At 69.2% G+C, this 21,885-nt stretch carries 22 protein-coding genes and 1 tRNA gene; 4 read left to right on the top strand and 19 right to left on the bottom strand.

Annotation, left to right across the window (positions count from 1 at the left end):
- Positions 1-27 precede the first annotated feature (27 nt).
- The 10 genes from ACPL7H_RS00640 to ACPL7H_RS00595 all read right to left on the bottom strand — a co-directional run bounded on the left by ACPL7H_RS00640 (position 28) and on the right by ACPL7H_RS00595 (position 11,240).
- Positions 28-807 (bottom strand): ABC transporter permease, encoded by a 780-nt coding sequence (locus ACPL7H_RS00640; RefSeq protein WP_424786803.1) that lies wholly within the window; start codon positions 805-807, stop codon positions 28-30.
- The gene (locus tag ACPL7H_RS00635; RefSeq protein ID WP_424795259.1) at positions 804-2,000 is read right to left on the bottom strand and encodes an ABC transporter ATP-binding protein; all 1,197 of its coding nucleotides are present in this window, start codon (positions 1,998-2,000) and stop codon (positions 804-806) included. Before ACPL7H_RS00635 ends, ACPL7H_RS00640 begins: the two co-directional genes overlap by 4 nt.
- Positions 1,997-2,641 carry an ABC transporter permease gene (locus ACPL7H_RS00630; protein ID WP_424795258.1) on the bottom strand — a complete coding sequence of 215 codons (645 nt, stop codon included), beginning with the start codon at positions 2,639-2,641 and terminating at the stop codon, positions 1,997-1,999. The genes ACPL7H_RS00635 and ACPL7H_RS00630 overlap by 4 nt, the downstream gene beginning before the upstream one ends.
- A gap of 126 nt (positions 2,642-2,767) precedes the next feature.
- Positions 2,768-4,591 (bottom strand): glutaminase A, encoded by a 1,824-nt coding sequence (glsA, locus tag ACPL7H_RS00625; RefSeq protein ID WP_424795257.1) that lies wholly within the window; start codon positions 4,589-4,591, stop codon positions 2,768-2,770.
- Positions 4,592-4,728: 137 nt separating this feature from the next.
- The gene (locus ACPL7H_RS00620; RefSeq protein ID WP_424795256.1) at positions 4,729-6,099 is read right to left on the bottom strand and encodes an amidohydrolase family protein; all 1,371 of its coding nucleotides are present in this window, start codon (positions 6,097-6,099) and stop codon (positions 4,729-4,731) included.
- A gap of 229 nt (positions 6,100-6,328) precedes the next feature.
- Positions 6,329-7,327: an ArsA family ATPase gene (locus tag ACPL7H_RS00615; RefSeq protein ID WP_424795255.1), complete on the bottom strand. Its 999-nt coding sequence runs from the start codon at positions 7,325-7,327 to the stop codon at positions 6,329-6,331.
- On the bottom strand, positions 7,318-7,593 hold the full coding sequence (locus ACPL7H_RS00610) for a cory-CC-star protein (RefSeq protein ID WP_424795254.1): 276 nt from the start codon (positions 7,591-7,593) through the stop codon (positions 7,318-7,320). The genes ACPL7H_RS00615 and ACPL7H_RS00610 overlap by 10 nt, the downstream gene beginning before the upstream one ends.
- A complete protein-coding gene (locus ACPL7H_RS00605; protein ID WP_424786796.1) occupies positions 7,590-9,305 on the bottom strand; it encodes a carbon starvation CstA family protein in 1,716 nt (571 codons plus the stop codon). The genes ACPL7H_RS00610 and ACPL7H_RS00605 overlap by 4 nt, the downstream gene beginning before the upstream one ends.
- Positions 9,306-9,624: 319 nt before the next feature.
- Positions 9,625-10,818 carry a fatty acid desaturase family protein gene (locus ACPL7H_RS00600; protein ID WP_424795253.1) on the bottom strand — a complete coding sequence of 398 codons (1,194 nt, stop codon included), beginning with the start codon at positions 10,816-10,818 and terminating at the stop codon, positions 9,625-9,627.
- A 212-nt stretch (positions 10,819-11,030) separates the two neighbouring features.
- On the bottom strand, positions 11,031-11,240 hold the full coding sequence (locus tag ACPL7H_RS00595; RefSeq protein ID WP_424786995.1) for a DUF3040 domain-containing protein: 210 nt from the start codon (positions 11,238-11,240) through the stop codon (positions 11,031-11,033).
- 196 nt (positions 11,241-11,436) lie between these two features.
- On the opposite strand from ACPL7H_RS00595, the gene ACPL7H_RS00590 reads away from it, so the two are divergent.
- From ACPL7H_RS00590 to ACPL7H_RS00580, 3 genes are all read left to right on the top strand, one after another.
- Positions 11,437-12,906 carry a S10 family peptidase gene (locus tag ACPL7H_RS00590; protein ID WP_424795252.1) on the top strand — a complete coding sequence of 490 codons (1,470 nt, stop codon included), beginning with the start codon at positions 11,437-11,439 and terminating at the stop codon, positions 12,904-12,906.
- Positions 12,907-13,016: 110 nt separating this feature from the next.
- Entirely contained in the window at positions 13,017-13,778 is a 762-nt protein-coding gene (locus ACPL7H_RS00585; RefSeq protein WP_424795251.1) for an ABC transporter ATP-binding protein, read from the top strand.
- A complete protein-coding gene (locus ACPL7H_RS00580; RefSeq protein WP_424795250.1) occupies positions 13,775-14,557 on the top strand; it encodes an ABC transporter permease in 783 nt (260 codons plus the stop codon). Before ACPL7H_RS00585 ends, ACPL7H_RS00580 begins: the two co-directional genes overlap by 4 nt.
- A gap of 1 nt (position 14,558) precedes the next feature.
- Here the strand turns inward: ACPL7H_RS00580 and ACPL7H_RS00575 are convergent, their stop codons facing one another.
- The 8 genes from ACPL7H_RS00575 to ACPL7H_RS00540 all read right to left on the bottom strand — a co-directional run bounded on the left by ACPL7H_RS00575 (position 14,559) and on the right by ACPL7H_RS00540 (position 19,684).
- Entirely contained in the window at positions 14,559-15,647 is a 1,089-nt protein-coding gene (locus ACPL7H_RS00575; RefSeq protein ID WP_424795249.1) for a phosphotransferase, read from the bottom strand.
- 41 nt (positions 15,648-15,688) lie between these two features.
- Positions 15,689-16,153 carry a VOC family protein gene (locus ACPL7H_RS00570; RefSeq protein WP_424795248.1) on the bottom strand — a complete coding sequence of 155 codons (465 nt, stop codon included), beginning with the start codon at positions 16,151-16,153 and terminating at the stop codon, positions 15,689-15,691.
- A gap of 10 nt (positions 16,154-16,163) precedes the next feature.
- Positions 16,164-16,670: a helix-turn-helix domain-containing protein gene (locus ACPL7H_RS00565; RefSeq protein ID WP_424795247.1), complete on the bottom strand. Its 507-nt coding sequence runs from the start codon at positions 16,668-16,670 to the stop codon at positions 16,164-16,166.
- Between the two features lie 91 nt (positions 16,671-16,761).
- Entirely contained in the window at positions 16,762-17,490 is a 729-nt protein-coding gene (locus tag ACPL7H_RS00560) for a glutamine amidotransferase (RefSeq protein WP_424795246.1), read from the bottom strand.
- Positions 17,487-17,957: a DUF4190 domain-containing protein gene (locus ACPL7H_RS00555; protein WP_424795245.1), complete on the bottom strand. Its 471-nt coding sequence runs from the start codon at positions 17,955-17,957 to the stop codon at positions 17,487-17,489. Before ACPL7H_RS00555 ends, ACPL7H_RS00560 begins: the two co-directional genes overlap by 4 nt.
- A complete protein-coding gene (locus tag ACPL7H_RS00550; protein WP_424795244.1) occupies positions 17,950-18,612 on the bottom strand; it encodes a LytR C-terminal domain-containing protein in 663 nt (220 codons plus the stop codon). The genes ACPL7H_RS00555 and ACPL7H_RS00550 overlap by 8 nt, the downstream gene beginning before the upstream one ends.
- Before the next feature lie 76 nt (positions 18,613-18,688).
- Positions 18,689-18,982, bottom strand: a complete 294-nt coding sequence (locus tag ACPL7H_RS00545; protein WP_424795243.1) for a type II toxin-antitoxin system VapB family antitoxin — start codon at positions 18,980-18,982, stop codon at positions 18,689-18,691.
- Positions 18,983-19,168: 186 nt separating this feature from the next.
- A complete protein-coding gene (locus ACPL7H_RS00540) occupies positions 19,169-19,684 on the bottom strand; it encodes a DUF6328 family protein (RefSeq protein WP_424795242.1) in 516 nt (171 codons plus the stop codon).
- 146 nt (positions 19,685-19,830) lie between these two features.
- Here ACPL7H_RS00540 and ACPL7H_RS00535 point away from each other — a divergent pair, with 146 nt between their 5' ends.
- Positions 19,831-21,201 (top strand): uracil-xanthine permease family protein, encoded by a 1,371-nt coding sequence (locus tag ACPL7H_RS00535; protein ID WP_424795241.1) that lies wholly within the window; start codon positions 19,831-19,833, stop codon positions 21,199-21,201.
- A gap of 456 nt (positions 21,202-21,657) precedes the next feature.
- On the opposite strand, the gene ACPL7H_RS00530 is transcribed toward ACPL7H_RS00535, so the two are convergent.
- Positions 21,658-21,745: transfer RNA gene (locus ACPL7H_RS00530), tRNA-Ser, on the bottom strand.
- Between the last annotated feature and the right edge of the window lie 140 nt (positions 21,746-21,885).

Genomic DNA, 21,885 nt, shown 5'->3' with positions numbered 1-21,885 from the left:
GCGTCACCGCCGCGGTCCGGGGCGGGCTTACAGCCCTCGTGGCCGGAGCACCTCCTCGACGACCCCGGCCAGGTAGTCGATCAACAGGGCCAGCACCGAGGTCAGGACCGCACCGACCAGTTGGATGGTGAACCGGTTCGTGGCCAGGCCCGCGGAGATGATGTCGCCGAGACCGCCGGCATTGATGTAGGTGGCCAGCGTGGCGGTGCCGACGTTGATCACCAGTGCGGTGCGGATCCCGGCCAGCATCACCGGGATGGACAGGGGGAGTTCGATCTTGCGCAGCACGGTGGCTTTGGACATCCCCATGCCGCGGCCGGCTTCCAGGACGTTGTCGTCGACCTGTTCGATCCCGACCATGGTGTTCAGCAGCACCGGGACGATGGCGTACAGCACCAGCCCGATGATCGCTATCCAGAACCCCAGGATCAGGAACACCACGGCCAGCAGCACCAGGACCGCGATCGTGGGAACCGCCTGCAGCACAGTGAGTACGCCGATCACGTACGCCCTGATCCGGCGGGCGAAGGGGCGGGTGAGCATGATCCCCAGCGGGATGGCGATCAGCAACGTGATCACGGTGGAGGCCGCGGTGAGCAGGACGTGGTCGCGGGCGGCATCGAGGATTCTCGGGAAGGTCAGGGTGCGGGCCTCGATCGAATCCAGTTCCTGGTTCGACACGTACAGGTACAGCGCCAGGAGCACCCCCGCCAGCAGCAGCGGCATGAGCAGGTAGCTGCCGAGGCTGCGCCCACCCGCCGCCGTCCCGGTGCTGGATCTGGCCTGTGCCGCAGGTGCCACGCTCATGTCTGCTCCTGCAGCCCGGCCCGTGATTGGTCGACCGCCGAGGCACGCATCGTGCGGATCGCCTCGTTGATCTGATCGATGTCCACCACGCCCTGGTAGGCGCCGGTGTCGTCGACGACCAGCGTGATGGCGTAACGAGCGGTGATGAGTTCGTTGAGGGCGTCGCTGAGGGTGGCGCGGGGCTCCACGACCGCCCGCGGAGCCAGCCCGACCTGGTCCAGCCGGCGCCCGTCGGCGCGACTGAGGTCCTCGGCATTGACCCAGCGCCGGGGCCGGCCGGCCTCGTCCAGCACGAGCAGTGAGGCTTCCGCTACGCCTCGCAGGGTCTGCAACGCCTCGGCCGGCGGGGTGTCGAGGCTCACCGTGGGCCATGGCCGCAACTCGATGTCGGCGACCCTGGACAGATTCAGCCGCTTCAGCGAGGCGCCGCGGCCGATGAACTCCGAGACGAAGTCGTCGGCCGGGGCGGTGAGGATCTGCTCGGGGGTGTCGTACTGGGCCACGTGCGAGCCCTCCCGCAGGATCGCGATCCGGTCGCCCATCTTGATCGCCTCGTCGATGTCGTGGGTGACGAAGACGATGGTCTTGCGCACCTCGGCCTGCAGGCGCAGGAACTCGTTCTGCAGCCGGTCCCGGGTGATCGGGTCGATCGCGCCGAACGGTTCATCCATGAGCAGCACCGCGGGGTCACCGCCGAGTGCGCGGGCCACCCCCACCCGTTGCTGCTGGCCGCCGGAGAGTTCCTTGGGGTACCGGTCGCGGTAGGTCTCGGCCGGCATGTTGACCAGGTTCAGCAGTTCGTCCACCCGCTCGGCCGTGCGGGGGTTGTCCCAGCCCAGCAGGTGCGGGACGGTGGCGATGTTCTCCCCGATGGTCATGTGCGGGAACAACCCGACCTGCTGGATCACGTAGCCGATCTTGCGCCGCAACTCATCCGGGTTGCCCTTGGTGACGTCCTCCCCGGCCATGATGATGCGCCCGTCGGTGGGCTCGATGATGCGGTTGATCATCTTCATCGTGGTGGTCTTGCCGCACCCGGACGGTCCGACCAGCACGACGATCTCACCCCGGTAGATCTCCAGGTCCAGCGCATCCACGGCGTTCTGGGACTGGCCCGGGTAGCGCTTGGTCAGACCCTCCAGGCGGATCATCACCTCGCGGTCGGCACTGGCGGTCGGTTCGGAAGTCGTCATCGGATCCCCTTGGAGGTGGTCAGGCGGCGAGCGGAGTAGAACACCAGGTCGAACAACACGGCAAGGACCATCACGCCGACGATGCCGGCCAGGACCAGGTTCACCGCCACCGGGGTCCCGACCCTGCGCAGACCCTCGAAGATGAAGTCGCCATAGCCGGGGCCGTTGACGATGGCGCCGATGGCGGCGATCCCGAGCAGCACCAGGGTGGTGACCCGGATGCCGGTGATGATGACCGGCCAGGCGAGCGGCAACTCGATCTTGAGCAACTGCTGGCGCCGGTTCATGCCCATGCCCTTGGCCGACTCGATGACGGCGGGGTCGACGCCGCGCAACCCGGTGATCGTGTTCCTCAGGATCGGCAGCAGGCCGTATCCCGTGAGCGCCACCAGCACCGGCTGCCAACCCAGCCCGAGCGGACCGAGCAACAGCACGAACAGGGCGAAGGAGGGAATGGTCAGGATGACCCCGGCGGTGGCCAGCACCAGTTCACGGGAGCGTTCGCTCTTGTAGGTGAGGATGCCGACGCTGATGCCGATGATGGTCGCCATCACGACGGACGCGCCGACGACGGCGGCGTGTTCGATCCCGAGTTCGATGAAGTCGCTGCTGCGGTTGGCGAGGAACTCGAAGAAGTTCACCGTTGTGCTCCTTCCCTCGCAGGGTCCCGGTGCGGGCTATGGCTCCTTGATGGTTTCGTGCTGACGGCGTCGTCGGTTCGTGTCATGGATCCCCGGTCCGGGCTTCCCAGTCTACTGAGGATCGCCTCAGTCGCGAACGAGGGCGGTGACCTCGCGCATGTACTGGTCCACCCGGGTGTAGGCCTCCCGGGTCAGGGACCGCCAGAGTTCGACCGCCAGTCGGGGGTCGCTGTGTTCGAGATCAGCGATCGCTTCGTCGGTGAGGACCATGACCTCCACGGGCCCGACGGCACGCTGGGTGGTCCGCTGGCGGTCCTGGCGGCCCAGGGAGAGTTCGCCGAAGGTCATGCCCGCACTGAGGGTGGTCAGGCGCACCTGGTTACCCTCCGGGTCGCGTGCGGTGGTGGTGACCGTCCCGGAGACGATGAAGTACACCCCGCCGAATCGCTGGCCGATGCGACGCAGCACCGCACCGTCGTCGTAGGTTCGCGACTCCATCCGCGTCACCAGGGCCTCAGCGTCCTGCGGGCTCATCTGGGCCATCGCCGGGGAGTCGCGCACCGGTACGCGCGCGGGCACCGCGAGGTCGGGGAAGTGGCGCCGCAGCAGTTGCTCCTCGCAGTGGGCGACGGCGGTGCTGCGGGTGCTGAAGACCGGCACCTGGCCGCCGGGTAGGTGATCAACGGGCAGTACGGAGGTGAGGTTGGCGTCGGGGTCGATCAGCACCAGTCGCCGTCCGGCCGCCTCGAAGAGGTCGATCACCTCTCCCAGCAGGTTCACGGACATGCGACTGACCTCATCGACCCGGCGCGCATCGAGCACGACGAACTCCACGTCCCCGGGCAGGTCGGCGATCTCCCGGATCATCGACTCGGTGCCGGCGAACAGCAGGTCCCCGGCCAGTTCGATGATCATCGCCCGCTCGCCCGTCTCGCGCAGCCCCACCTCGGCGTCCTCGGTGCGGCGCACGTCGGAGGGAACCTCGGTGATCGGGTAGGTCGCCCGGATCGCGGACCGGCCCGCCCGGGCGGAGCGCACGAAGTGCATGTCGGTGTCTCTGGACAGCCGCTGACAGGTGGCCACGCCGCGGATGCTGTTGCCGTGCTCGTCCAGCGGCGGGGAGAAGACCGCGAGCCCGGCCTGGCCCGGCAGGACGGCGAGCGTGCCTCCCCCCACCCCCGACTTGGCCGGCATACCGACGTTGACCACCCAGTCGCCGGCACTGTCATACATCCCGGAGGTCATCATCACCGACAGCACCCGCTCCACGGCGCCGATGTCCAGCACCTCCTCCTCGGTGCGGGGGTTGGTACCGCCGTTGGCGAGGGTGGCCGCCATCATGGCCAGGTCGCGGCAGGTGATCTGGACCGCGCACTGGCGCAGATAGGTCTCCAGCGCGGCGGTCGGGGAGCCCTCGATGATGTCGACGGAACTGAGCAGGTAGGCCAGGGCGTGGTTGCGGTCGCTGTTGCGACGCTCGGCGCCGTAGATCCGGGCGTTGCTGCGCAGTTCACGGCCGGCGAAGGCGGAGTAGTGCTCCTCGATCCGGGTGATCGCCGACTTGCCGCCGGCCCCCTTGAGCAACGAACTCACCGCGAGGGCGCCGGCGTTGATCATGGCGTTGGCGGGACGCCCGGACCCCGGGGCGAGGGAGATCTCGGTGAAGGATTCCCCGGAGGGTTCCACATCCACCTTCTCGTCCACGACCTCCGGGCCCAGGTCGCTCAGCGCCAGCCCGTAACTGAACGGTTTGGACAGCGACTGCATCGAGAACGCCTTGGATGTCACCCCCACCTCGTAGATGTACCCGTCCACCGTCGCCAGGCAGATGCCGAAGTCGTCGGGGTTGATCGTGGTGCCCCGTGGGCCCACCGTGTAGGGCGTGCCCTCGCGCACCTCGGAGATCTCCGCGTGCACCCTGCGCAGGTAGACATCGATCGGGGACTCCATGGGAACGGAGCCTAACGGCGATCACCAGCCCCCCGCCCTGGGGCACGGCGCCGAAAGCGACGCATGTGGTCGACCACGACGGGCGGGACACTCGACTACGGCCCTAGCGTCGTCCTCGAGGGCGTGCCCGGAACCACTCAGGCGGCCGCGATCTCCCCGGAGACCACGCGTCCCTCGCGTAGCACCACCATCACGTGCTGCAAGGCCCCGAGGTCAGCGAGCGGATCGCCGTCGAGGACCACCAGGTCCGCGACCCGACCGGGTTCCAGGACCCCGATCTGATCAGAGCGCAGCGCGGCGGCGGCCCGGGACGTGGCCGCGCGCAGCGCCGCACGGTTGTCCAGCCCGGCTGCACCGAGGGCCCGCACCTCCCGGACCAGGCCGCTGCCGAAACCGATCCCATTCACGGCTGCGTCGCTGCCGGCGATGATGGCGACGCCGGCACGATGGGCTTCGAGGAGCCGGGAGTACACCCGCTCTGCCAGGTGGGCGCGCTCCGGGGGCTGGTCGGCCGGGTCGCCGAGTTCGACCAGCAACGTCGGGTCCAATGCCACGCCGCCGGCGGCCATCTGGTCCAACAAGCCCTCCGGCCAGCCCATCGCTGCGGTCCGGAGGACCTCATCCCAGGGGGCCGTGGGGTCGCGCAGGGACAGGTGCTCGATGCCGTCGAAGCCGGCCCCAACCGCCTGGGCCAGGTCCGTGACGGTGCCGCAGTGGGCTGTGACCGGCACGCCCAGGTCATGGGCGGCGGCGGCGATCGCGGCCAGCACCTCGGGTTCGTGCGGGGTGAGCGGGCGGTCGGCGGTTCTGCTCTCCTGGATGACCTTGATCACATCGACCCGGTCATCGCCCTCGCACAACTCCGCCACGATCGCCTGAGCCTGCGCCGGGTTGCCCGGAAGCCGGATCCCTTCGGAATCGGCAGGAACGTCGAACGTGCTGATCGGGTGGCCACCGGGGGTGGTCAGCGTCGGGCCGGCGAAGAACACCCTTGGACCCTCCAGGGTGCCGTTCTCGACCTGCTGACGCAGTTCATGGACCCACGTGAGTTCGTCGCCGAGGCTGCGCACCGCGGTCACCCCGTGGGCGAGGAGGTCGCGCCGACCCCCGGGCAGATAGCGAGCCATGTCCCAGTAGTAACCGGGCAGGTCGGACAGCCCGAGTCCGCCGTCGGGGTCGATCGGGGGGAAGCCCAGGTGGGTGTGCATGTCGATCAGGCCGGGCAGCACCGTGGCGCCGGGGGCGTCGAGGATCGCGGCGCCGTCGGGGATCTCCAGCCGGGATCCGGCGTCGACGATCCGGCCGTCCCGGACCAGCACGATCGCATCCGCCACCGGCTCCAGGTCCGGTCCGGTCAACGCTGTGAGCCCGCGAAGGGCGAGCCAACCCGAGTGCGCCTCCCCGCCCGGGAAGCGGGTGAGGTTGTACGCCGTCGCACCACCAGCGGCCACTGCCACCGCGCCACCGGCAAGGATCCCCCCGGCCCACAGGAGCCGGCGGCGGGTCACTCCGCGCGACGTCCGAGGCTTTTCAGGGTTCGCCGGCTGACCGGGACCGTCGGCCTCGGTGTTGCTGCTCGCTCGGGCTGGGTGGGTGCTGCACACGGATGCTCTTCCTCTGTCTCGCCGCTCGTCGTCCCGCGGTCCGGGGACTCTCAGACCCTGGCAAGGCAGGTGCCGGCCAAGAAGTGCCAGATGTCACCGGTGGGGCACCGGATCGTGCGGGGGTGCGGCGGGCTCAGGAGGCGGCGGCGATGAGATCGGCGAAGCGTCGCACCGCTGCCTCACCGACGATGTCACCTGCCAGCAGTGGCAGTTCGATCATCGGCACGTGCCCCAGCGCCTCGCGCACGGTGTCCAGATGGACCTCCTCCTGGGCGCGGCGGTCGGCGAGCAGGCCTCCGGTGTCGGCGGGGGAGCGCTTGTTCACCACCAGGGCGCCCACGTGCACCCCCGAGCGCAGCAGCTGGCCGTAGAGTTCGATCGTCTCCAGGACGGGGAGCCGTTCGGCGGCGAGCACGATCACGAACGCGGTGCGCTCGGCGTCGGTGATCAGGTCCCGCATCCGTTCGAACCGGGTGCGCCGGCGCAGCAGGATCCGCCGGATCTCGTGATCACGCTGGGCCCGTTGGTCCACTCGCCGCCCAGTCCCCACGATCCCGGCGGCTCCTGCGTCCGGATCGAGCCCGCGCAGCGCGGCCCCGAACCTGGCCGAGCGGTCCTGCCGACGCAGCAGACCCTCGGTCCAGGCGAACATCGTCTCGGGCAGGCTCATCAGTCGCGAGGTGTGCCCCGAGGGCGCGGTATCGAAGATCACCAGATCGTGCGAGGCGTCCTCCAGCACCTGCGCCACCCGCTCCAGCACGGCCGCCTCATGGGTGCCGGGGGCGTCGCGAGCCAGTGCCAGGTGCTTGTCCACCTCACCGGAGAGGTGCTCGGGCATCAGCCGCCGCACCTGGTGGCCCACCGCGGCCAGGTGCTCGTCGGTGGTGCGGGCCGGATCGATCTCCAGACCCTCCAGGTTCTCCACGTCCCCGGCCAGGGGCACGACCTCATCACCCACCTCCCGGCGCCACAGGTGACCCAGGTTGTGGGCGGGGTCGGTGGAGACCACCAGCACCCGTCGTCCGGCCCTGGCCTGGTGGTATCCGACCGCGGAGGCGACCACGGTCTTGCCCACTCCGCCCTTGCCGCCGACGAACAACACTCGGCGGGACCCGGCGAGTCCTAGCAGCACGAGAAGTGATCCAGGGGCGAGTGGTCCATCCCCATCCGGCGGTGCCAGTCGTGGAAGCGGTCGTACATCACCGGCAGCAGTTCCACCGTGTAGTAGTTGGCCGGGTTGGGCACGCCCAGCATCTCGGCGAGCACGATCATCATGAACAGGTCGTCCTCGTCACGCTGGGCGCGGGCGAAGGTGCGCCGGTAGGGGGCGACGTAGAACTCCCGCAGCCCGGCCGCGAAGCGGCGTGGGGCCGAGAGGTTCTCGCCCCCGTTCGTCAACGCTCCCGCCCCTCCTCAACCGTCCTACCCTCGGCGACCACCGGCTCGTCGTCGACCTCGAGTGGTTCCTTGCGGGCCTTGAGCATGGCGTTCACCGCCTCCACGATCACCCACAGGGCGGCGACGATGATGATGACATCGAGGATGAAGAGCAACCAGTTGGCATCGGAGAAGAACTGGCCCACCTGCACCAGCGCCGCATACAGCGACATCACGAACACGAACACCAGCGGGATCAGCGCCGGGAGGGGGTTGCGGCCCTTGCGCAGCAGCATCACCGTGATGATCGACAGGGTCAGCCCGGCCAGCAGCTGGTTCGTGGTCCCGAACAGGGGCCAGATGATCATGCCCCCGGCGCCCTCGGCGCTGATGGAGAACGCCAGACCCATGCCGAAGATCAGCACGATGACGGTCGCCAGGATCGTGCCGATCTTCTTGTTGACGATGCTGAATGCCTCCTGGACCACGTAGCGTTGCAGACGCACACCGGTGTCCATGGTGGTGGCCGCGAACAGCACCGCCGTCGTCGCCAGGATGGTGGTGCTGAGCGAGACGGGCAGGCCCAGCCCGGAGTTGACGATGTTGGCGCCGCCCTGGACGAAAGCGGGGGCCCCGCCTTCGCTGAAGGCCGTGTACACGCTCTCCCAGTCGGCCAGGGTGGCAAAGCCCGCGGTGACCGCGATGATCGACCCCAGCGCCAGCAGACCTTCCCCCACGGCACCGAAATACCCGACGAACCGGGCATCGGACTCCTTGTCGAGCTGTTTGGAACTGGTGCCCGAGGACACGATTCCGTGGAAGCCCGATATCGCCCCGCAGGCGATGGTGACGAACAGCAGTGGCACCAGGCTCGGGGTGCCCGCCGGTACGGCGTCGTTGAACGCCGGGGCCACGATCGTCGGTGAGGCGATGGCCACCGACACGTACAGGATGCCCAGGGCGAGGAACAGTTGCAGCCCGTTGATGTAGTCGCGTGGCTGCAGCAGCACCCACACCGGCAACATCGAGGCCAGGCCGGCATAGAGGAACAGCACCAGCACCCAGAACGCTTCGGCGGACAAGCCCAGGACGGTCTCGGGCAGCACTATCGGGAAGTTGTCGCCCAGGATGATCAGGGCGTACAGCGCAACCAGCCCGATGATGGAGACCCAGATCAGGTTGAGATTCCACCGGTAGATCGCCTGCCCGATGAGCACGGCCACGACCAGCGCTCCCCAGGCGGGGATCACCGCGCTGGGGTTGGCGACCAGTAGCCCACCGATGACCACGGCGAAGGCGGTGTTGACCATCAGCAGTAACAGGAAGATGACGACGAGGAACAGGTTCCGCCCCCGGGGGCCGATGTACCGGCCGGACAGGGTGCCGATCGACTGACCCTTGTTGCGAACCGAGGCCCACAGCGCGCCCAGGTCGTGCATACCGGCGAAGAAGACGGTGCCCAGGGTGACCCACAGGAAGGCCGGCAGCCAGCCCCAGATGACGGCGACTGCGGGGCCGACGATCGGTGCGGCGCCGGCGACGGAGGTGAAGTGGTGTCCCCAGAGCACGTACTTGTTGGTCGGGACGTAGTCCACCCCGTCGCGGAGTTCATGGGAGGGGGTCCGGAACGAGGCACTGAGCCGGTAGATACGCCGGCCGAGGAACTTGGAGTAGAGCAGGTAACCCAGGATCATCATGCTGACGCCGACGAGGGCGAGGATGAGGGAGTTCACACCGTCTCCGATCTTCGTCGATGACGACCGGTCGATTCCCCGGAGGAACCACCCGGCCCGGACTGGTTCGGTGAAGTGCGCCACACTCTAGCGCTCCTACCCAGGCCACATCCAGGTTTCGGGGCAGCGTCCACATTCCGGTCCGGAACGGGGCGGGGCGGAGTTCGGTGCGGTGGAGATCGACCGCGCCACCTCCGGACGTTTCAGGTGCGTCCAGTGCGATACCGGGCGCCACACCCTTGGAGACACTTCACTGTGTGGGAGGGTCGTGGCGCCGGGTGCCGCTGCGCTGCTGTTAGCCGCTGCCGGCGGCCGGCGTTCAGAAGGGGCGGTTGTTCATCACCATCGGGCACTCGAACGGGTCGGCGTGCCCCAGCCCGACGCGGTTGAGGTACTCCACCACGATCCGGTAGGACTCCAGCAGACCTGTCTCGGTGTAGGGGATATCCCGGGCTTCACACAGTTCGCGCACCATCGGGCGCACCTGGCGCAGGTTCACACTGGGCATCCTCGGGAACAGGTGGTGCTCGATCTGGAGGTTGAGCCCGCCCATCGCCCAGGTCATCGCCGCCCCGCCGCGAATGTTCCGGGAGGTCATCACCTGACGGTGCAGGAAGTTGACCGTGTCGTTCTTGCCGATCAGCGGCATGCCCTTGTGGTTGGGTGCGAAACTCGCGCCCATGTAGAAGCCGAAGACCATCAGTTCCACCACCAGGAACGCCAGGCCCAGCCACGGTCCGAGCGCGAACACGAGTAGGACCGGGAAGCCGATCAGCCGCACTGCTACGAGCACCGACTCCAACGCGCGGTAGCGCAGGTCCTTGCTGGTGACGATCGTCTGGATCGCCCGGAAGTGCAGGTTGAACCCTTCCAGGGTGATCATCGCGAAGAACAGCCATCCCTGCCGGCGGGTGACCCAGCCGAGCACGCCGCTGCGGCCGGGGGCGTCCTCGGGGTTGAAGACCAGCGCCCCGGTCTTGATGTCCCCGTCCTTGCCGATGGTGTTCGGGTCGGCGTGATGCTTGCCGTGCTTGCGAGCCCACCAGCCATTGCTCAACCCCACCACCAGGTTGGCAACCAGGATGGAGAGCCATTCGTTGCGCTTGCCGGAGGAGAACACCTGCTGGTGTGCGGCGTCGTGGCCCAGGAACGCGGCCTGGGTGAACAGAACCCCGAACAGCACGGCCACCGCCAACTGCCACGGCGTGCGACCCAAGGTGAACAGCAGGGTGAACGCTCCGCCGAAGGCGACCAGCAACACCACACCACGGGCGATGTACCAGCCCGGACGGCGACCCAGCAGCCCGGCGGCCTTCACCTTGCGCTTCAGTTCCAGGAAGTCGCGCTGCGCAGCCTGCACGGCACTCCCGCGCCCAGGAGTTCGGGGCGCGGCACCGGCCCGAGCAGAAGGCGTGGCACCGGCCTGCGCAGGACCGGCGGGTGAGGATGCGCCACCGATCAGTGCGTCGTCCCCGGGCTGGACGGACTGGGGTGCCGGAGCAGTAGTGGTCATACCTGGAATCTAGGTTGCCGATCGGCACCGGCACATCACCCGCCAGAGCGAACCTCCACCCCCTACTGCGGTAGGGGCTCGGGGCACTCGGGGCGCGCTGGGCCCGAGAAGTGCGCCCGTGACACCTGTGTCGCCCGGGCCCGCACATGCGTACACCGGGCCGCCCCACGTGGGGCGGCCCGGTGCACGGAGATCATGGGCAGTATGTAGGGCTACACGCGACCCCGGCCCCTCGTGACCAAGGACATGATGATCGAGGCGACCAGGATGATGATCCCTATCCAAATCAGGATCTGGGCCGCTTCGACCGCGACTCCGATCACCAGCATGATCACGCCAACGATAATGAGGATCAACCACAGGGCCATACTCTGCTCCTTCGTTCGATGCGCCTTCCGACGCTCAGTTGTGCATCTGAGCATGGCGGCAATCGTGTGGTTCGGCATCTTGAACGGTGTGGTCGTGGCCGGAAGGGGTGGTGGCAACCGCTGCGTCACGCCACGAGATCCGCGCCGTTCCAGGCTCTATCGTTCACGGTGACCCGGTCGATGCGCAGGGCGGCGCCTGCGCCTGTCCCGGGTTCAGTGCGGTGCGCCGGACTCGGTAGGCTCGCCGGTGATGTCTGAGAAAACCGAAACCAGCGAACCCACTCCGGAGCCCGGTGTCGAGGACGAACTGGTCACCACCAGCCACACCCTGACCACCTCTGCCGGACCCCTGCACTACACCGCCAAGGCCGGCCGGGTGGTGCTGTATGAGGACAAGGTCGACGACGGCGTGTGGCAGGGTCGTAAGGCCCGCGCCCAGGTGGGTGTCACGGCCTACACCCTGGACGACGCCGACCCGGCCGAGCGGCCGGTCACCTTCGCCTTCAACGGCGGTCCCGGCTCGGCCAGCGTCTGGCTGCACCTGGGAGTGCTCGGTCCGCGGCGGGTGGTGATGGGTGACGTCGGCGACCTCCTCCCACCGCCCTATGCCCTGGCCGACAACCCCGAGAGCCTGCTCACCGTCTCCGACCTGGTGTTCATCGATCCGGTCTCCACCGGGCACTCCCGTGTGGTGGAGGGGCAGAAGGCCGCTGACTTCCACGGGTTCACCGGCGACATCGAGTCGGTGGGCGAGGTGATCCGGCAGTGGGTCACCGCAGAGGGACGTTGGATGTCCCCGAAACTGCTGGCGGGGGAGTCCTACGGCACCACCCGTGCCGCCGCGCTGGCCCAGCACCTGCAGTCCAGCGGGATGTACCTCAACGGGCTGATGCTGATCTCGGCGGTACTGAACTTCGCCACCAACCGGTTCCAGCCGGGCAACGACGCCGCGTATGCGATGTTCCTGCCCTTCTATGCCGCGACGGCGCACTATCACGGCAAGCACCCGGGCCGGGAGCTGGATGAGGTGATCGCCGAGGCCGAGGCCTACGCGGCGCGTGACTATCCGTACGTGCTCAGCCGGGGCAGCCGGCTCACCGCTGAGGAGCGTGCCGAGGCCGTGACCAGCATCGCCCGCCTGGCCGGGGTGAGCGAGGAGTACGTGGACCGGGCGAACCTGCGCCTGGAGCATCTGCGCTACTTCACCGAGTTGCGCCGCGATGAGGGCCTCACGGTGGGCCGGCTGGACTCCCGGTTCACCGGGCCGGCCGCCTCCGGTATCGCCGCGCGGATGGACGCCGACCCGTCGATGGATGTGATCCTGGGCCCCTACGCCACCGCCTACCAGCACTACATGCGGGCCGAGTTGGAGGTGAAGGACCCCAGCCCCTTCCATGTGTTCGGACCGAACGTGATCGGGGAGTGGAGTTACAAGGAGTTCGAGAACGCCCCGGTGTACGTGTTGGACCGGCTCTCCCGTGCGATGCGGCAGAACCCGCACCTGCAGGTACACGCGGCTTTCGGCTACTTCGACGGCGCCACCCCGTTCACCAGTGCGGAGGAGGATCTGGCCCACCTGGACATCCCGGAGTCCTTGCAGGCCAATATCGAGCGCAGGTACTACAAGGCCGGCCACATGATGTACGTGCACGAGCCGAGTCGGGTGGCCCAGTGCGCCGACCTGGCTGACTTCGTCCGGCGGGCCACCGGCCGGGGCTGATCTCCACAGTCTGCGCCCTGGGTGATGCGGCAGGCCCATCGACCTGTGTTAGTGACTGACATCTACATCGCGCTCGACGTCGCCCTCGACCTCCTGGGAGGGTCATAGCCATGCTCGTCCTGGAGGACGTGTGTCGCACCTATCGCAACGGACCCGGGGTGCACCACCTCGACCTACGTGTCAGAGCCGGTCAGATCGTGGCGCTCGTCGGCCTCAACGGGGCAGGCAAGACGACGTTGATGCGCCTGGCGTTGGGCATGCTCCGCCCCGATCGCGGCACCGCGCACCTCTTCGGCAGGCCGTTGCGCGGGTTGCCCGCCTCCCAACTGGCTCGCCTCGGCGCGCTGGTAGAGGCGCCGTTGGCCTATCCGGAGTTGACCGTGCTCCAGAACCTGAATCTGGTGGCGCTGCTGCGGGGCACCGGATCCCACCGGATCGCGCAGACGCTGGAGCACTGGGAACTGACCGAGCTGGCCGCTCGCCGTTACCGCCGGTTGTCCGCGGGGAACCGACAGCGGGTGGGTCTGGCCGCGGCCCTGGGCCATGATCCGGAACTGATCGTGCTCGACGAACCCAGCGCCGCCTTGGATCCTGCGGGCGTGATCGTGCTGCGAGAGACGCTGCGGCGCCGTGCCGGGGCCGGCGCGGGTGTGCTGGTCAGCAGCCATCACCTCGATGAGGTGGCCAGGATCGCCGACCGCATCGTGGTGATGAACGCCGGTCGCCTCATCACCGACCTGGATCCGGCCGCCACGGACTTGGAGCGGGTCTTCTTCGAAAGCGTCCGCCGCGACGACGAACAACGCCGGGGGTCCCAGGCCCCCGCCAGCAATCGACCTGATGACGGCGCTTCGGGCGAGGAGCCGCGATGACGGCGGCGATCAGAACCGAAGCGCTCAAACTCTTCCGGTCCGCGGTGGGAGTGCTGGGCACGATCGCACTCGTCGGGGGTGTGCTCGTCCTGGTTGCCGGGCTCACCACGGCGGTGCGCGCCGGGAACGCTCAGGTGATCGCCCAAGCCGGCCCCGGCGCGCAACTGGACTGGGCGGGCATGTTGGCCATGTCGATGCAGATCACTGCGGCCGGCGCGTTGCTGGGGTGCGGGGTGGTGCTCACCTGGCTGGTGGGCCGAGAGTTCAGTGACGGCACGATCAGTGCCCTCTTTGCCCTCCCGGTGTCGGTTGGCCGCATCGTGCTGGGGAAGATCGCCGTCTATGGCCTGTGGGTGGTGGCGGTGCACCTGGCGCTCGCCGCCGGGCTGCTCGCGCTGGGTCTGTTGCTCGGGTACGGCGTCCCGGACGCCGGAGGGTGGGCGGGGCTCCTGAGGCTGTTCGTGCTGGGACTGCTCACCGGCGCGATCGCGATGCCGGTGGCCTGGGTCGCGACCCTGACGCGCTCGGTCCTGGCCGGAGTAGGGGCCACCATCGGCCTCGTCGCGCTCGCGCAGGTGGGGGTCCTGGCCGGGGCCGGGGGCTGGTTCCCGCTCGCCGCGCCGGCGCTGTGGGCGATGTCCGGCTCCGGGACGCCGGCCGTGGGTATCGCCCCTGGGACGTCGGTCACGGGCGTGCACTTGCTGATCGTCGTCATGACCTCCGTGTTCTTCGCCCTGCTGCTCTGGCGGTCCTGGTCCAGGCTCCAGATGGATCACTGAGTCACAGGCCGGCGCTCAGGTGTTGAACTGCCTGTCGCCACCCGTCCGGATTCCGCCCGTCGGGGACCTGGGCGATGGTCAGCCCCAGCACGAGCGCTCCCAGCCAGCGCTCCTCCAGATCGCTCAACGGCCGCACCGATCGGTATCCGTCCATCAGGGACTCCCGGGCCGCCGGGGGTGCCGGGTCCCAGGTGGTGTAACGGGTAGCGAGCAGGGTGCAAGCGAGGGCCAGGTCCAGCACCGCGTGATCGAGGGTCATCTCGTCGAAGTCGAGTACCGCGCTGACCTCGGGGCCGTTCATGAGCACGTTCGGGCCCCGGAAATCGCGGTGCACCAGTTGGGCCGGGGTGCCCAGGGCGGGTAGGTCAGCAAGGAGGGCATCCAGGCGGTCCGCAGCGTGTGGCACGCAGGGACGGGCGGGGCCCGCGACGGCGCCGTGCAGACGGCGGTGCAGGTCGGGCTCGCCCACCCGGTGCCCGGCTTGGGGCAGGTCGACGACGGCGCTGTGCAGCCGGGCGAGTACGGCACCGGCCGCGCGGACCCCGGCCAGGTCCCCGGCATCCAGCAGAGTGCCTGGTACCAGCGGCTGCACGATGACCGACAACCGCCGACCGCGCGGGCCGGGCGCCGCGGGTGCCGCGCCCGCCTGCGCCGCCGGGTCGTCGCCGTCGTGCTGCGTGAGGCAACGACCTCCGCTGTGCAGCCCATCGCGGCGTTCGACTCCGGCTGCTGGTCCTTGCAGCACCACCCGGGTGGAGCCGTCGTTCGCCGGCGTGGGAGCCGCGACCGGAAGGCCCACCTCCCCCAGGTGGGCCACGACGTCGGCGATCAGGGCCAACCGGTCGAACCTGGTGGCATCGGCGCACGCTTTGACCACGACGATGCCCTGGTCGGTGTGCGTCCAGGCGATCGCGTTGTGGTCGCTGAGCACGATGCGCTCCACCTGTCGCACGCGCAGCGACCAGTGCCACCGCAGCACGGCGGTGAGCCAACGGGACATCGCGGACAGGTCCGCGAATCCGAATCGTTCGGTGAGCGCCCGGGCAGCGTCGACGCGCTCCCACAGCATCGACAGGCCGGGGGCGAACACCCGCCCGACGTTAGCAGCCCCGCCGGGAACCCCGGCGCTGCTCAGGCCTGCGGGTCTGCCTGCCAGCGCGCCAGGTCGTCGTCGGTGATCTGCGACATCTCGGTGGGCTGGGTGATGCGAATGTGGTTCCCGAACGGGTCCCGCAACGCGCAGTCGATTCCGTAGGGCTGGTGCACCGGCTCCTGGGTGAACTCCACCCCCTTGTCCCGGAGGGCGGCGTAGGTGGCGTGGCAGTCGTCGGTGTTGAACATCGCCACCGCCCCCATGGCGCCCTTGGTGACCAGATCGCGGATCCGCGCGGCGTCGTCGTCGGAGATCGCCGGTGGCCCGGGCACCTCCAGCAGGATCTGTCGGGCCGGGTCCGAGGGTGGTGCGACGGTGAGCCAGCGCATGAAGCCCATGTCCACGTCGCTGGTGATCTCCAGGCCGAGTTTGCCGACGTAGAAGTCCAGCGCCTCCTCCTGGTCGAGTACGTAGATTCCGTGTATTCCGATGGTGGTGAGCATGGTCCCCACGCTAGGAGGTGGGCAGGACCGGGTGCTTATCCGAAACTGCTCGGTCCGCGCTGCCTGCTCGATCCGGTACGCCTGCTTTGTCCGCGCTGCCTGCTCGATCCGGTACGCCTGCTTTGTCCGCGCTGCTCGGCCTGGTCCACCCCTTCACGAAGCACACCGGTGCCGTCAGTGGTGTCGCCTGTGCCCGGTAGGCGCTCGGCGAGCGCCCGATGATCGCGGTGAACGTACGGCTGAAGGTGCCCAGGCTCTCGAACCCGACCGCGAAGGAGATGTCGGTGACGTTCAGCCCGGTGTCACGCAGCAGCGCACAGGCACGTTCGATGCGGCGGCGTTGTAGGTACCGGTGCGGCGTCTCCCCGAAGGTGGCGCGGAACTGCCGGGAGAAGTGGGCCGGAGACATCACCGCCACCCGGGCCAGGCCGGGCACGTCCAACGGCTCGGCGAAGTCGCGGTCCATCGCGTCCCGGGCGCGCAGCAACCGGCGGTTCTGGTCCTCGTTCGGGTGCATAGCGCTCCTGTGGCCGGACATCTCCGGTGCCGCGGGCATGTGCCCGCCGAGCATGGGCGTGCGACGACTCCCGCAGTGGGTGGTTTCAGTACTAAGCGTAGCGGGCGGTGAAGTTGCGCAGAATGGCCGGGGGGTGCTGCACGGCGGTCTGCTCCAGCGCGGCGAACAACGCGGCCTGTTCCTCCGGTGGGTAGTACCCGTGCCGGTCGTAGGTGGCCAGGCGCCCCAGCAGCCCGGGCAGATCAAGTTCGGGGTGGAACTGCGTGGCGTACAGGTTCTGCTTGACCCGGAACATCTGCACCGGGCAGCCGGCGGAGGTGGCCAGCAGCACCGCGCCGGGTGGCAACTGGGAGCACGCCTCCTTGTGGCCCACGTAGGCATCGAAGGTGTCGGGCAGTCCCTCCAGCAGCGGGTCGGCCCGCCCGTCGGGCGTGAGTGTGATCGGCACCGCTCCGACTGCCTCGCCGTAGGTGGTGTCCACCACCGCACCCTGGTGCACGCCCAGGGTGGCGACGCCGTAGCAGGCACCCAGGAACGGGAAGTCCCGGGCCACGACCTCATCGAGCAGTGTCGACAGGTCGGCCTCCACCCGGCGCTGCACCGCCGACTTCGCCTCCGGCTGGTCGGAGGAGTTGAACGGGCTACCGCCCACCAGCACGCCGGAGTAGGCGTCCAGTTCGATCCGCGGCAGCGGACCGGCCTCGGCCCGCACCCGGTGCAACTCCTCCGGGCGCAGTTGCCCGTAGTTCAGGAACGCCGCGTACTCGCTGTCCGCTGCGTCGTCCTCGGCCCGGGTGGCGATGAGCAGGAACGGCTTCACAGGTTCGTGAGCCAGGTGGTGCCGATCAGCACGCTCCAGAACAGGGTCACCGCGTAGCCCAGGACCATCCCGCCCAGGGCCATTCCCCGTCCGGTGCGCTGGTAGTTCCGGGTCCGGTACACCCCGAGGTGCCCGAACACGATCGCCAGCAGCGCGGGTACGGCGACCACCACCCCGGCCAGGGCCAGCACGAGGGAGGCCGCGGCGAACCCGCAGGCCGGGGTGCGCGGGGAGAAGTAGCCCGGCCCGGCGAAGACAGTCGCCGGGTCCGGCAGCGGCCGGGTGAACTCGTTGACGAACGCTGACGAGTCCGGCAGCAGCCGGGCGGTGCCGGCCGGGCTCCGGGCGTAGGGACCCGAGGTGACTTGCACCGGTGCGGCCGGCATCGGGGTGGCGGGAGTGCGCAACGGAGCGAAGCCGGCTGAGCGTGTGGTGCCGGCGCGGGTAGCCGTGCCGGTGTCACTCATCGGCGTCGCCGTCGTCCCCCTCGCCGCCCTCGCCGCCCTCGCCGTCGTCCTCCTCGGCCTCGTCGAGCACCACGGGTTCGCAGCCGGGCAGCGGGTCCAGGGGGACCTCGTCCTCCAGGGTCACCGACTCCAGCGGCAGTAGCCCGTCGAATTCGCCACCGACGGTGATGGTCAAGGTGTCCTCGGTGCGCCCGTCGAGTTCGATGAGGGCCTCGGGGAAGTGGGCGGCCACGGTGTAGGCGTTGGCCACCGCACTGGGGCCGGAGACGATCCGCACGATTCCGTCGAAGCGGACGGGGGCGTTGCCCTCATCGCCGATGACGACTCCGCGCTCGGCGAGCGACGCGGCGGTTCCGGCGGCCAGGCCGGCGCGATTGGTGCCGTTGAGTACGTCGGCGGCGATCTCATCCATCGGCACCGGCAGCGCATCGGGAGGAGGGCACGGGGCGGCGGGTGCGGCTTCCTCGGGTTCGGGGGTCTGGATCGGAATGTTCACCGGCGCCGGCAGGATGCCCACCCAGATCGCCCCGGCGGCCAGGCCGATCACCAGCAGACCCGCGATCAGCGAACCGAAGATGACGGTTTGGCGCTGTTGCAGGTGCCGGCGGCGGGACTCGCGCGCCTCGTGTGCGCGCTTGGCGTCGATCGAACTCACGGCAGAACCGTATCCGACAACGGGCTGATGACGCTGGCCAGCACGGCCCGTGGTCCGAACTGTGAACGTAAGGGCATCAGAGTTCGAGCACCCGGGCGTGCAGCACATTGCGCTGCTGCAGCGCCGCCCGCAACGCCCGGTGCAGCCCGTCCTCGAGGTACAACTGTCCGCGCCAGGCCACCACGTGGGCGAAGAGGTCACCGTAGAACGTGGAGTCCTCCGACAGCAGGCTGCGCAGGTCCAGGGTGGCCTTGGTGGTGATCAACTCATCGAGGCGGACTTGCCGCGGCGGGATCTCCGCCCAGTCCTTGGGGGTGTCGTGACCGTGCTCGGGGTAGGGGCGGTCGTCGCCCACGGCCTTGAAGATCACCCCTCGATGGTACCTGCGACCCGGAGGTGCTGTGACGGATGCCGGCGCCGCTTCGCTCGCCCGGCGGGGCCGGTGTGAGTGTGTCCGGTGCTCCGGGCGCGGCTTGGGGAAAGTGCCGCCTGATGCTCGTGCGCCGGTGGGCGTGTGCAGATCGGGGGCCGGGCGGGGATCATGGCCGCGCTGACTCTAGGAATCTCGCGGGGAGAGGGGCCGTCGACCCATGCGCCACGGCAGCGCGAGCCAGAGGCCGACCAGCAGTACCGCCGCCGCGCCGGCCGCGATCCAGGTGGCGGGGGCGCCCAGCACCATCTCGAACACGAACGCGGCCGTCCCGGTGACCACCAGACCGAACGTGAGCAGGCCGATCTGGGCCAGTGTGTTCGCGGTCTCGACCAGTTGCGGTTTGCGGCGGCGCCGGAACAGCCGACGGTGCAGGCTCACCGGAGCCACCAGGAGCGCGGTGGTGGTGACAGCCAGTGCCACTAGCACCAGGTACAGGGTCCGCTGGAAGTCGTCGAGTTCGGTGAACCGCGGTTGGAAGGGCAGGGTGAGGAGGAACGCGGTGAGGATCTGGATCCCGGTCTGGGTGACGCGCAGTTCCTGCATGAGTTCATCCCAGTTGCGGTCCGAGCGCTCGGTCTCGGTCTCGGCGCGCTCGGCGCGGGGTGCCTTCCGGCTCGGCGCCTCCTGGTCAGAACTCACCTTCGTCATTGTGCCCGGTAGCGGTGGGCGCGGCAGGTCGAGCCCTGAGGGTGGTTGTGCCTGGGTGCCGGCCCGGAGCCGGGCGGGTTCTGGGTGAGTGGACCGGCTCGTGGGAACGCCCACGACGTGCAATCCGTACCGATACGATGCCGGGCGAGCCACGCCGAGGTGGACGACAGGATCAGGGCCGAATAGGAACGCAGAGGTGCGCTGTGGCGATATGGACGTTGTACCGAGACGGTAAGTCAGTAGCTCCCGGGGAGGCGGTGGGTCCCAAGCAGCGCCTGACGTGGCCCCGCACCATCGGTCTGGGCAGTCAGCACGTCGTGGCCATGTTCGGCGCCACATTCCTGGTGCCGCTGCTCACCGGGTTCCCGCCGGCCACCACGCTGTTCTTCTCCGCGATCGGGACCATCCTCTTCCTGGTCATCACCCGCAACAGGGTGCCCAGCTACCTCGGATCGAGTTTCGCCTTCATCGCCCCGATCGGTGCGGTCACGGCCTCCCAGGGCATGTCCACCGCAGTCGGCGGAATCCTCATCACCGGGGTCCTGCTCGCCCTGGTGGGGCTCGTGGTCCACTTCGCGGGTGCGAAGTGGATCGATATCGTCATGCCACCGGCGGTGACCGGCACCATCGTGGCTCTGATCGGCTTCAACCTCGCCCCGGCCGCCTGGGGCAACGTGCAGGAATCACCGGTGACGGCGATCGTCACCCTGGCCGGGATCGTGCTGATCACGGTGTTGTTCCGGGGGATCCTCGGGCGCCTGGCGATCCTGGTGGGCGTGCTCGCCGGCTACGCGGTCGCGGTGATCCGCGGCGAGGTGGACTTCACCAGCGTCGCCGAGGCCGCCTGGGTGGGCCTGCCCCAGTTCACCGCCCCCACGTTCGACATCGCCGTCGTCGGCCTTTTCGTGCCCGTGGTGCTGGTGCTGGTTGCCGAGAACGTCGGCCACGTGAAATCGGTGGCGACGATGACCGGGGAGAACCTGGACGATGCGATGGGCCGGGCGCTCTTCGCCGACGGCGTGGCCACCACCCTGGCCGGGACCGGTGGCGGTTCGGGCACCACGACCTACGCCGAGAACATCGGCGTGATGGCAGCCACGCGGGTGTACTCCACCGCCGCCTACGCGGTGGCCGGGGTGGCGGCGTTGCTGCTGAGCCTGTCGCCGAAGTTCGGTGAACTGATCGCCACGGTGCCGGCCGGTGTGCTCGGGGGTGCCGCCACCGTGCTGTACGGGATGATCGGGGTGCTCGGTGCGCGAATCTGGGTGCAGAACAAGGTCGACTTCTCCGACCCGGTGAACCTGACCACCGCCGGCATCGCGCTGGTGATCGGCATCGCGAACTACACCTGGGTGGTGGGCGAACTGCGGTTCGAGGGCATCGCGCTGGGGACCGCTGCGGCGCTGGGGGTCTACCACCTGATGCGCAGCGTCTCCCGCTGGCGCGGGACCTCGGCCGAGCCCGCCTCCCCGGCGTCGGTGCCGCACAACCCCACTCCTTCGGACTGACCGCCCGGGGCGCACCTCGCGGCTGCCGCCGCCCCGGCCGCCGGGCGCCCCCCGGCCGCCGGGCGCCCTGAGCGGCGGAGCACCTCACGTCGCCGGAACCATCCAATTGAGCGCTCCCGGCGCCGTTCGGCACGCCTGGGGCGCCGCAACTCTCCAATTGGATGGTTCTGGCGGTTCATCCGTCCGGGTGGGGCGCGGACCCGTCCGGGTGGGTGCGGATTCGGCTGGGGGTGGGGCCGGAACAGGGGATGGGGCCCGGATCGCGGGGGGCTCGGACGCGGGGTGCTCGGACGCGGGGTGCTCGGACGCGGGGGGCCCGGACGCGGGGGGCCCGGATCGCGGGGGGCTCGGACGCGGGGTGCCCGGACGCGGGGGGCCCGGACGCGGGGGGCCCGGACGCGGGGTGCCCGGATCCAGGTGTGGTCCGGTCCGTGGGTGATGTGCGGTGACATCACATGGCGGAGGATGGGGGATTCGAACCCCCGAGGGCGTTAACCCAACACGCTTTCCAAGCGTGCGCACTAGGCCACTATGCGAATCCTCCTGGAACTGCCCCATGAGGATACCGGAACTGCGCGCACGGGCCGAATCCGCATGCTGTGAGATCGCCGACCCTCGTTGCTCGTCACCGGCTGGGAGTGGCCCGACCCCGAGTCGCTCCTCGACCTCGTCGACCCACCGCCG

This window comes from Pseudactinotalea sp. Z1732 (assembly GCF_049724975.1).
In the GTDB taxonomy this organism is placed as follows: Bacteria; Actinomycetota; Actinomycetes; order Actinomycetales; family Beutenbergiaceae; genus CALKWS01.
The sequence above is the reverse complement of the archived record's forward strand: the minus strand, read 5'-3'. Positions and strand labels throughout refer to the sequence as shown.

What these genes read in the sequence shown, in the direction of transcription:
- ACPL7H_RS00535 (WP_424795241.1), top strand. Translation starts at nt 19,831, where the DNA reads ATGCCGGGCGAGCCACGCCGAGGTGGACGACAGGATCAGGGCCGAATA.
- ACPL7H_RS00565 (WP_424795247.1), bottom strand. Translation starts at nt 16,670, where the DNA reads ATGCACCCGAACGAGGACCAGAACCGCCGGTTGCTGCGCGCCCGGGAC.
- ACPL7H_RS00600 (WP_424795253.1), bottom strand. Translation starts at nt 10,818, where the DNA reads ATGACCACTACTGCTCCGGCACCCCAGTCCGTCCAGCCCGGGGACGAC.
- ACPL7H_RS00635 (WP_424795259.1), bottom strand. Translation starts at nt 2,000, where the DNA reads ATGACGACTTCCGAACCGACCGCCAGTGCCGACCGCGAGGTGATGATC.
- glsA (WP_424795257.1), bottom strand. Translation starts at nt 4,591, where the DNA reads ATGGAGTCCCCGATCGATGTCTACCTGCGCAGGGTGCACGCGGAGATC.
- ACPL7H_RS00580 (WP_424795250.1), top strand. Translation starts at nt 13,775, where the DNA reads ATGACGGCGGCGATCAGAACCGAAGCGCTCAAACTCTTCCGGTCCGCG.
- ACPL7H_RS00570 (WP_424795248.1), bottom strand. Translation starts at nt 16,153, where the DNA reads ATGCTCACCACCATCGGAATACACGGAATCTACGTACTCGACCAGGAG.
- ACPL7H_RS00590 (WP_424795252.1), top strand. Translation starts at nt 11,437, where the DNA reads ATGTCTGAGAAAACCGAAACCAGCGAACCCACTCCGGAGCCCGGTGTC.
- ACPL7H_RS00640 (WP_424786803.1), bottom strand. Translation starts at nt 807, where the DNA reads ATGAGCGTGGCACCTGCGGCACAGGCCAGATCCAGCACCGGGACGGCG.
- ACPL7H_RS00585 (WP_424795251.1), top strand. Translation starts at nt 13,017, where the DNA reads ATGCTCGTCCTGGAGGACGTGTGTCGCACCTATCGCAACGGACCCGGG.
- ACPL7H_RS00555 (WP_424795245.1), bottom strand. Translation starts at nt 17,957, where the DNA reads ATGAGTGACACCGGCACGGCTACCCGCGCCGGCACCACACGCTCAGCC.
- ACPL7H_RS00595 (WP_424786995.1), bottom strand. Translation starts at nt 11,240, where the DNA reads ATGCTCAGATGCACAACTGAGCGTCGGAAGGCGCATCGAACGAAGGAG.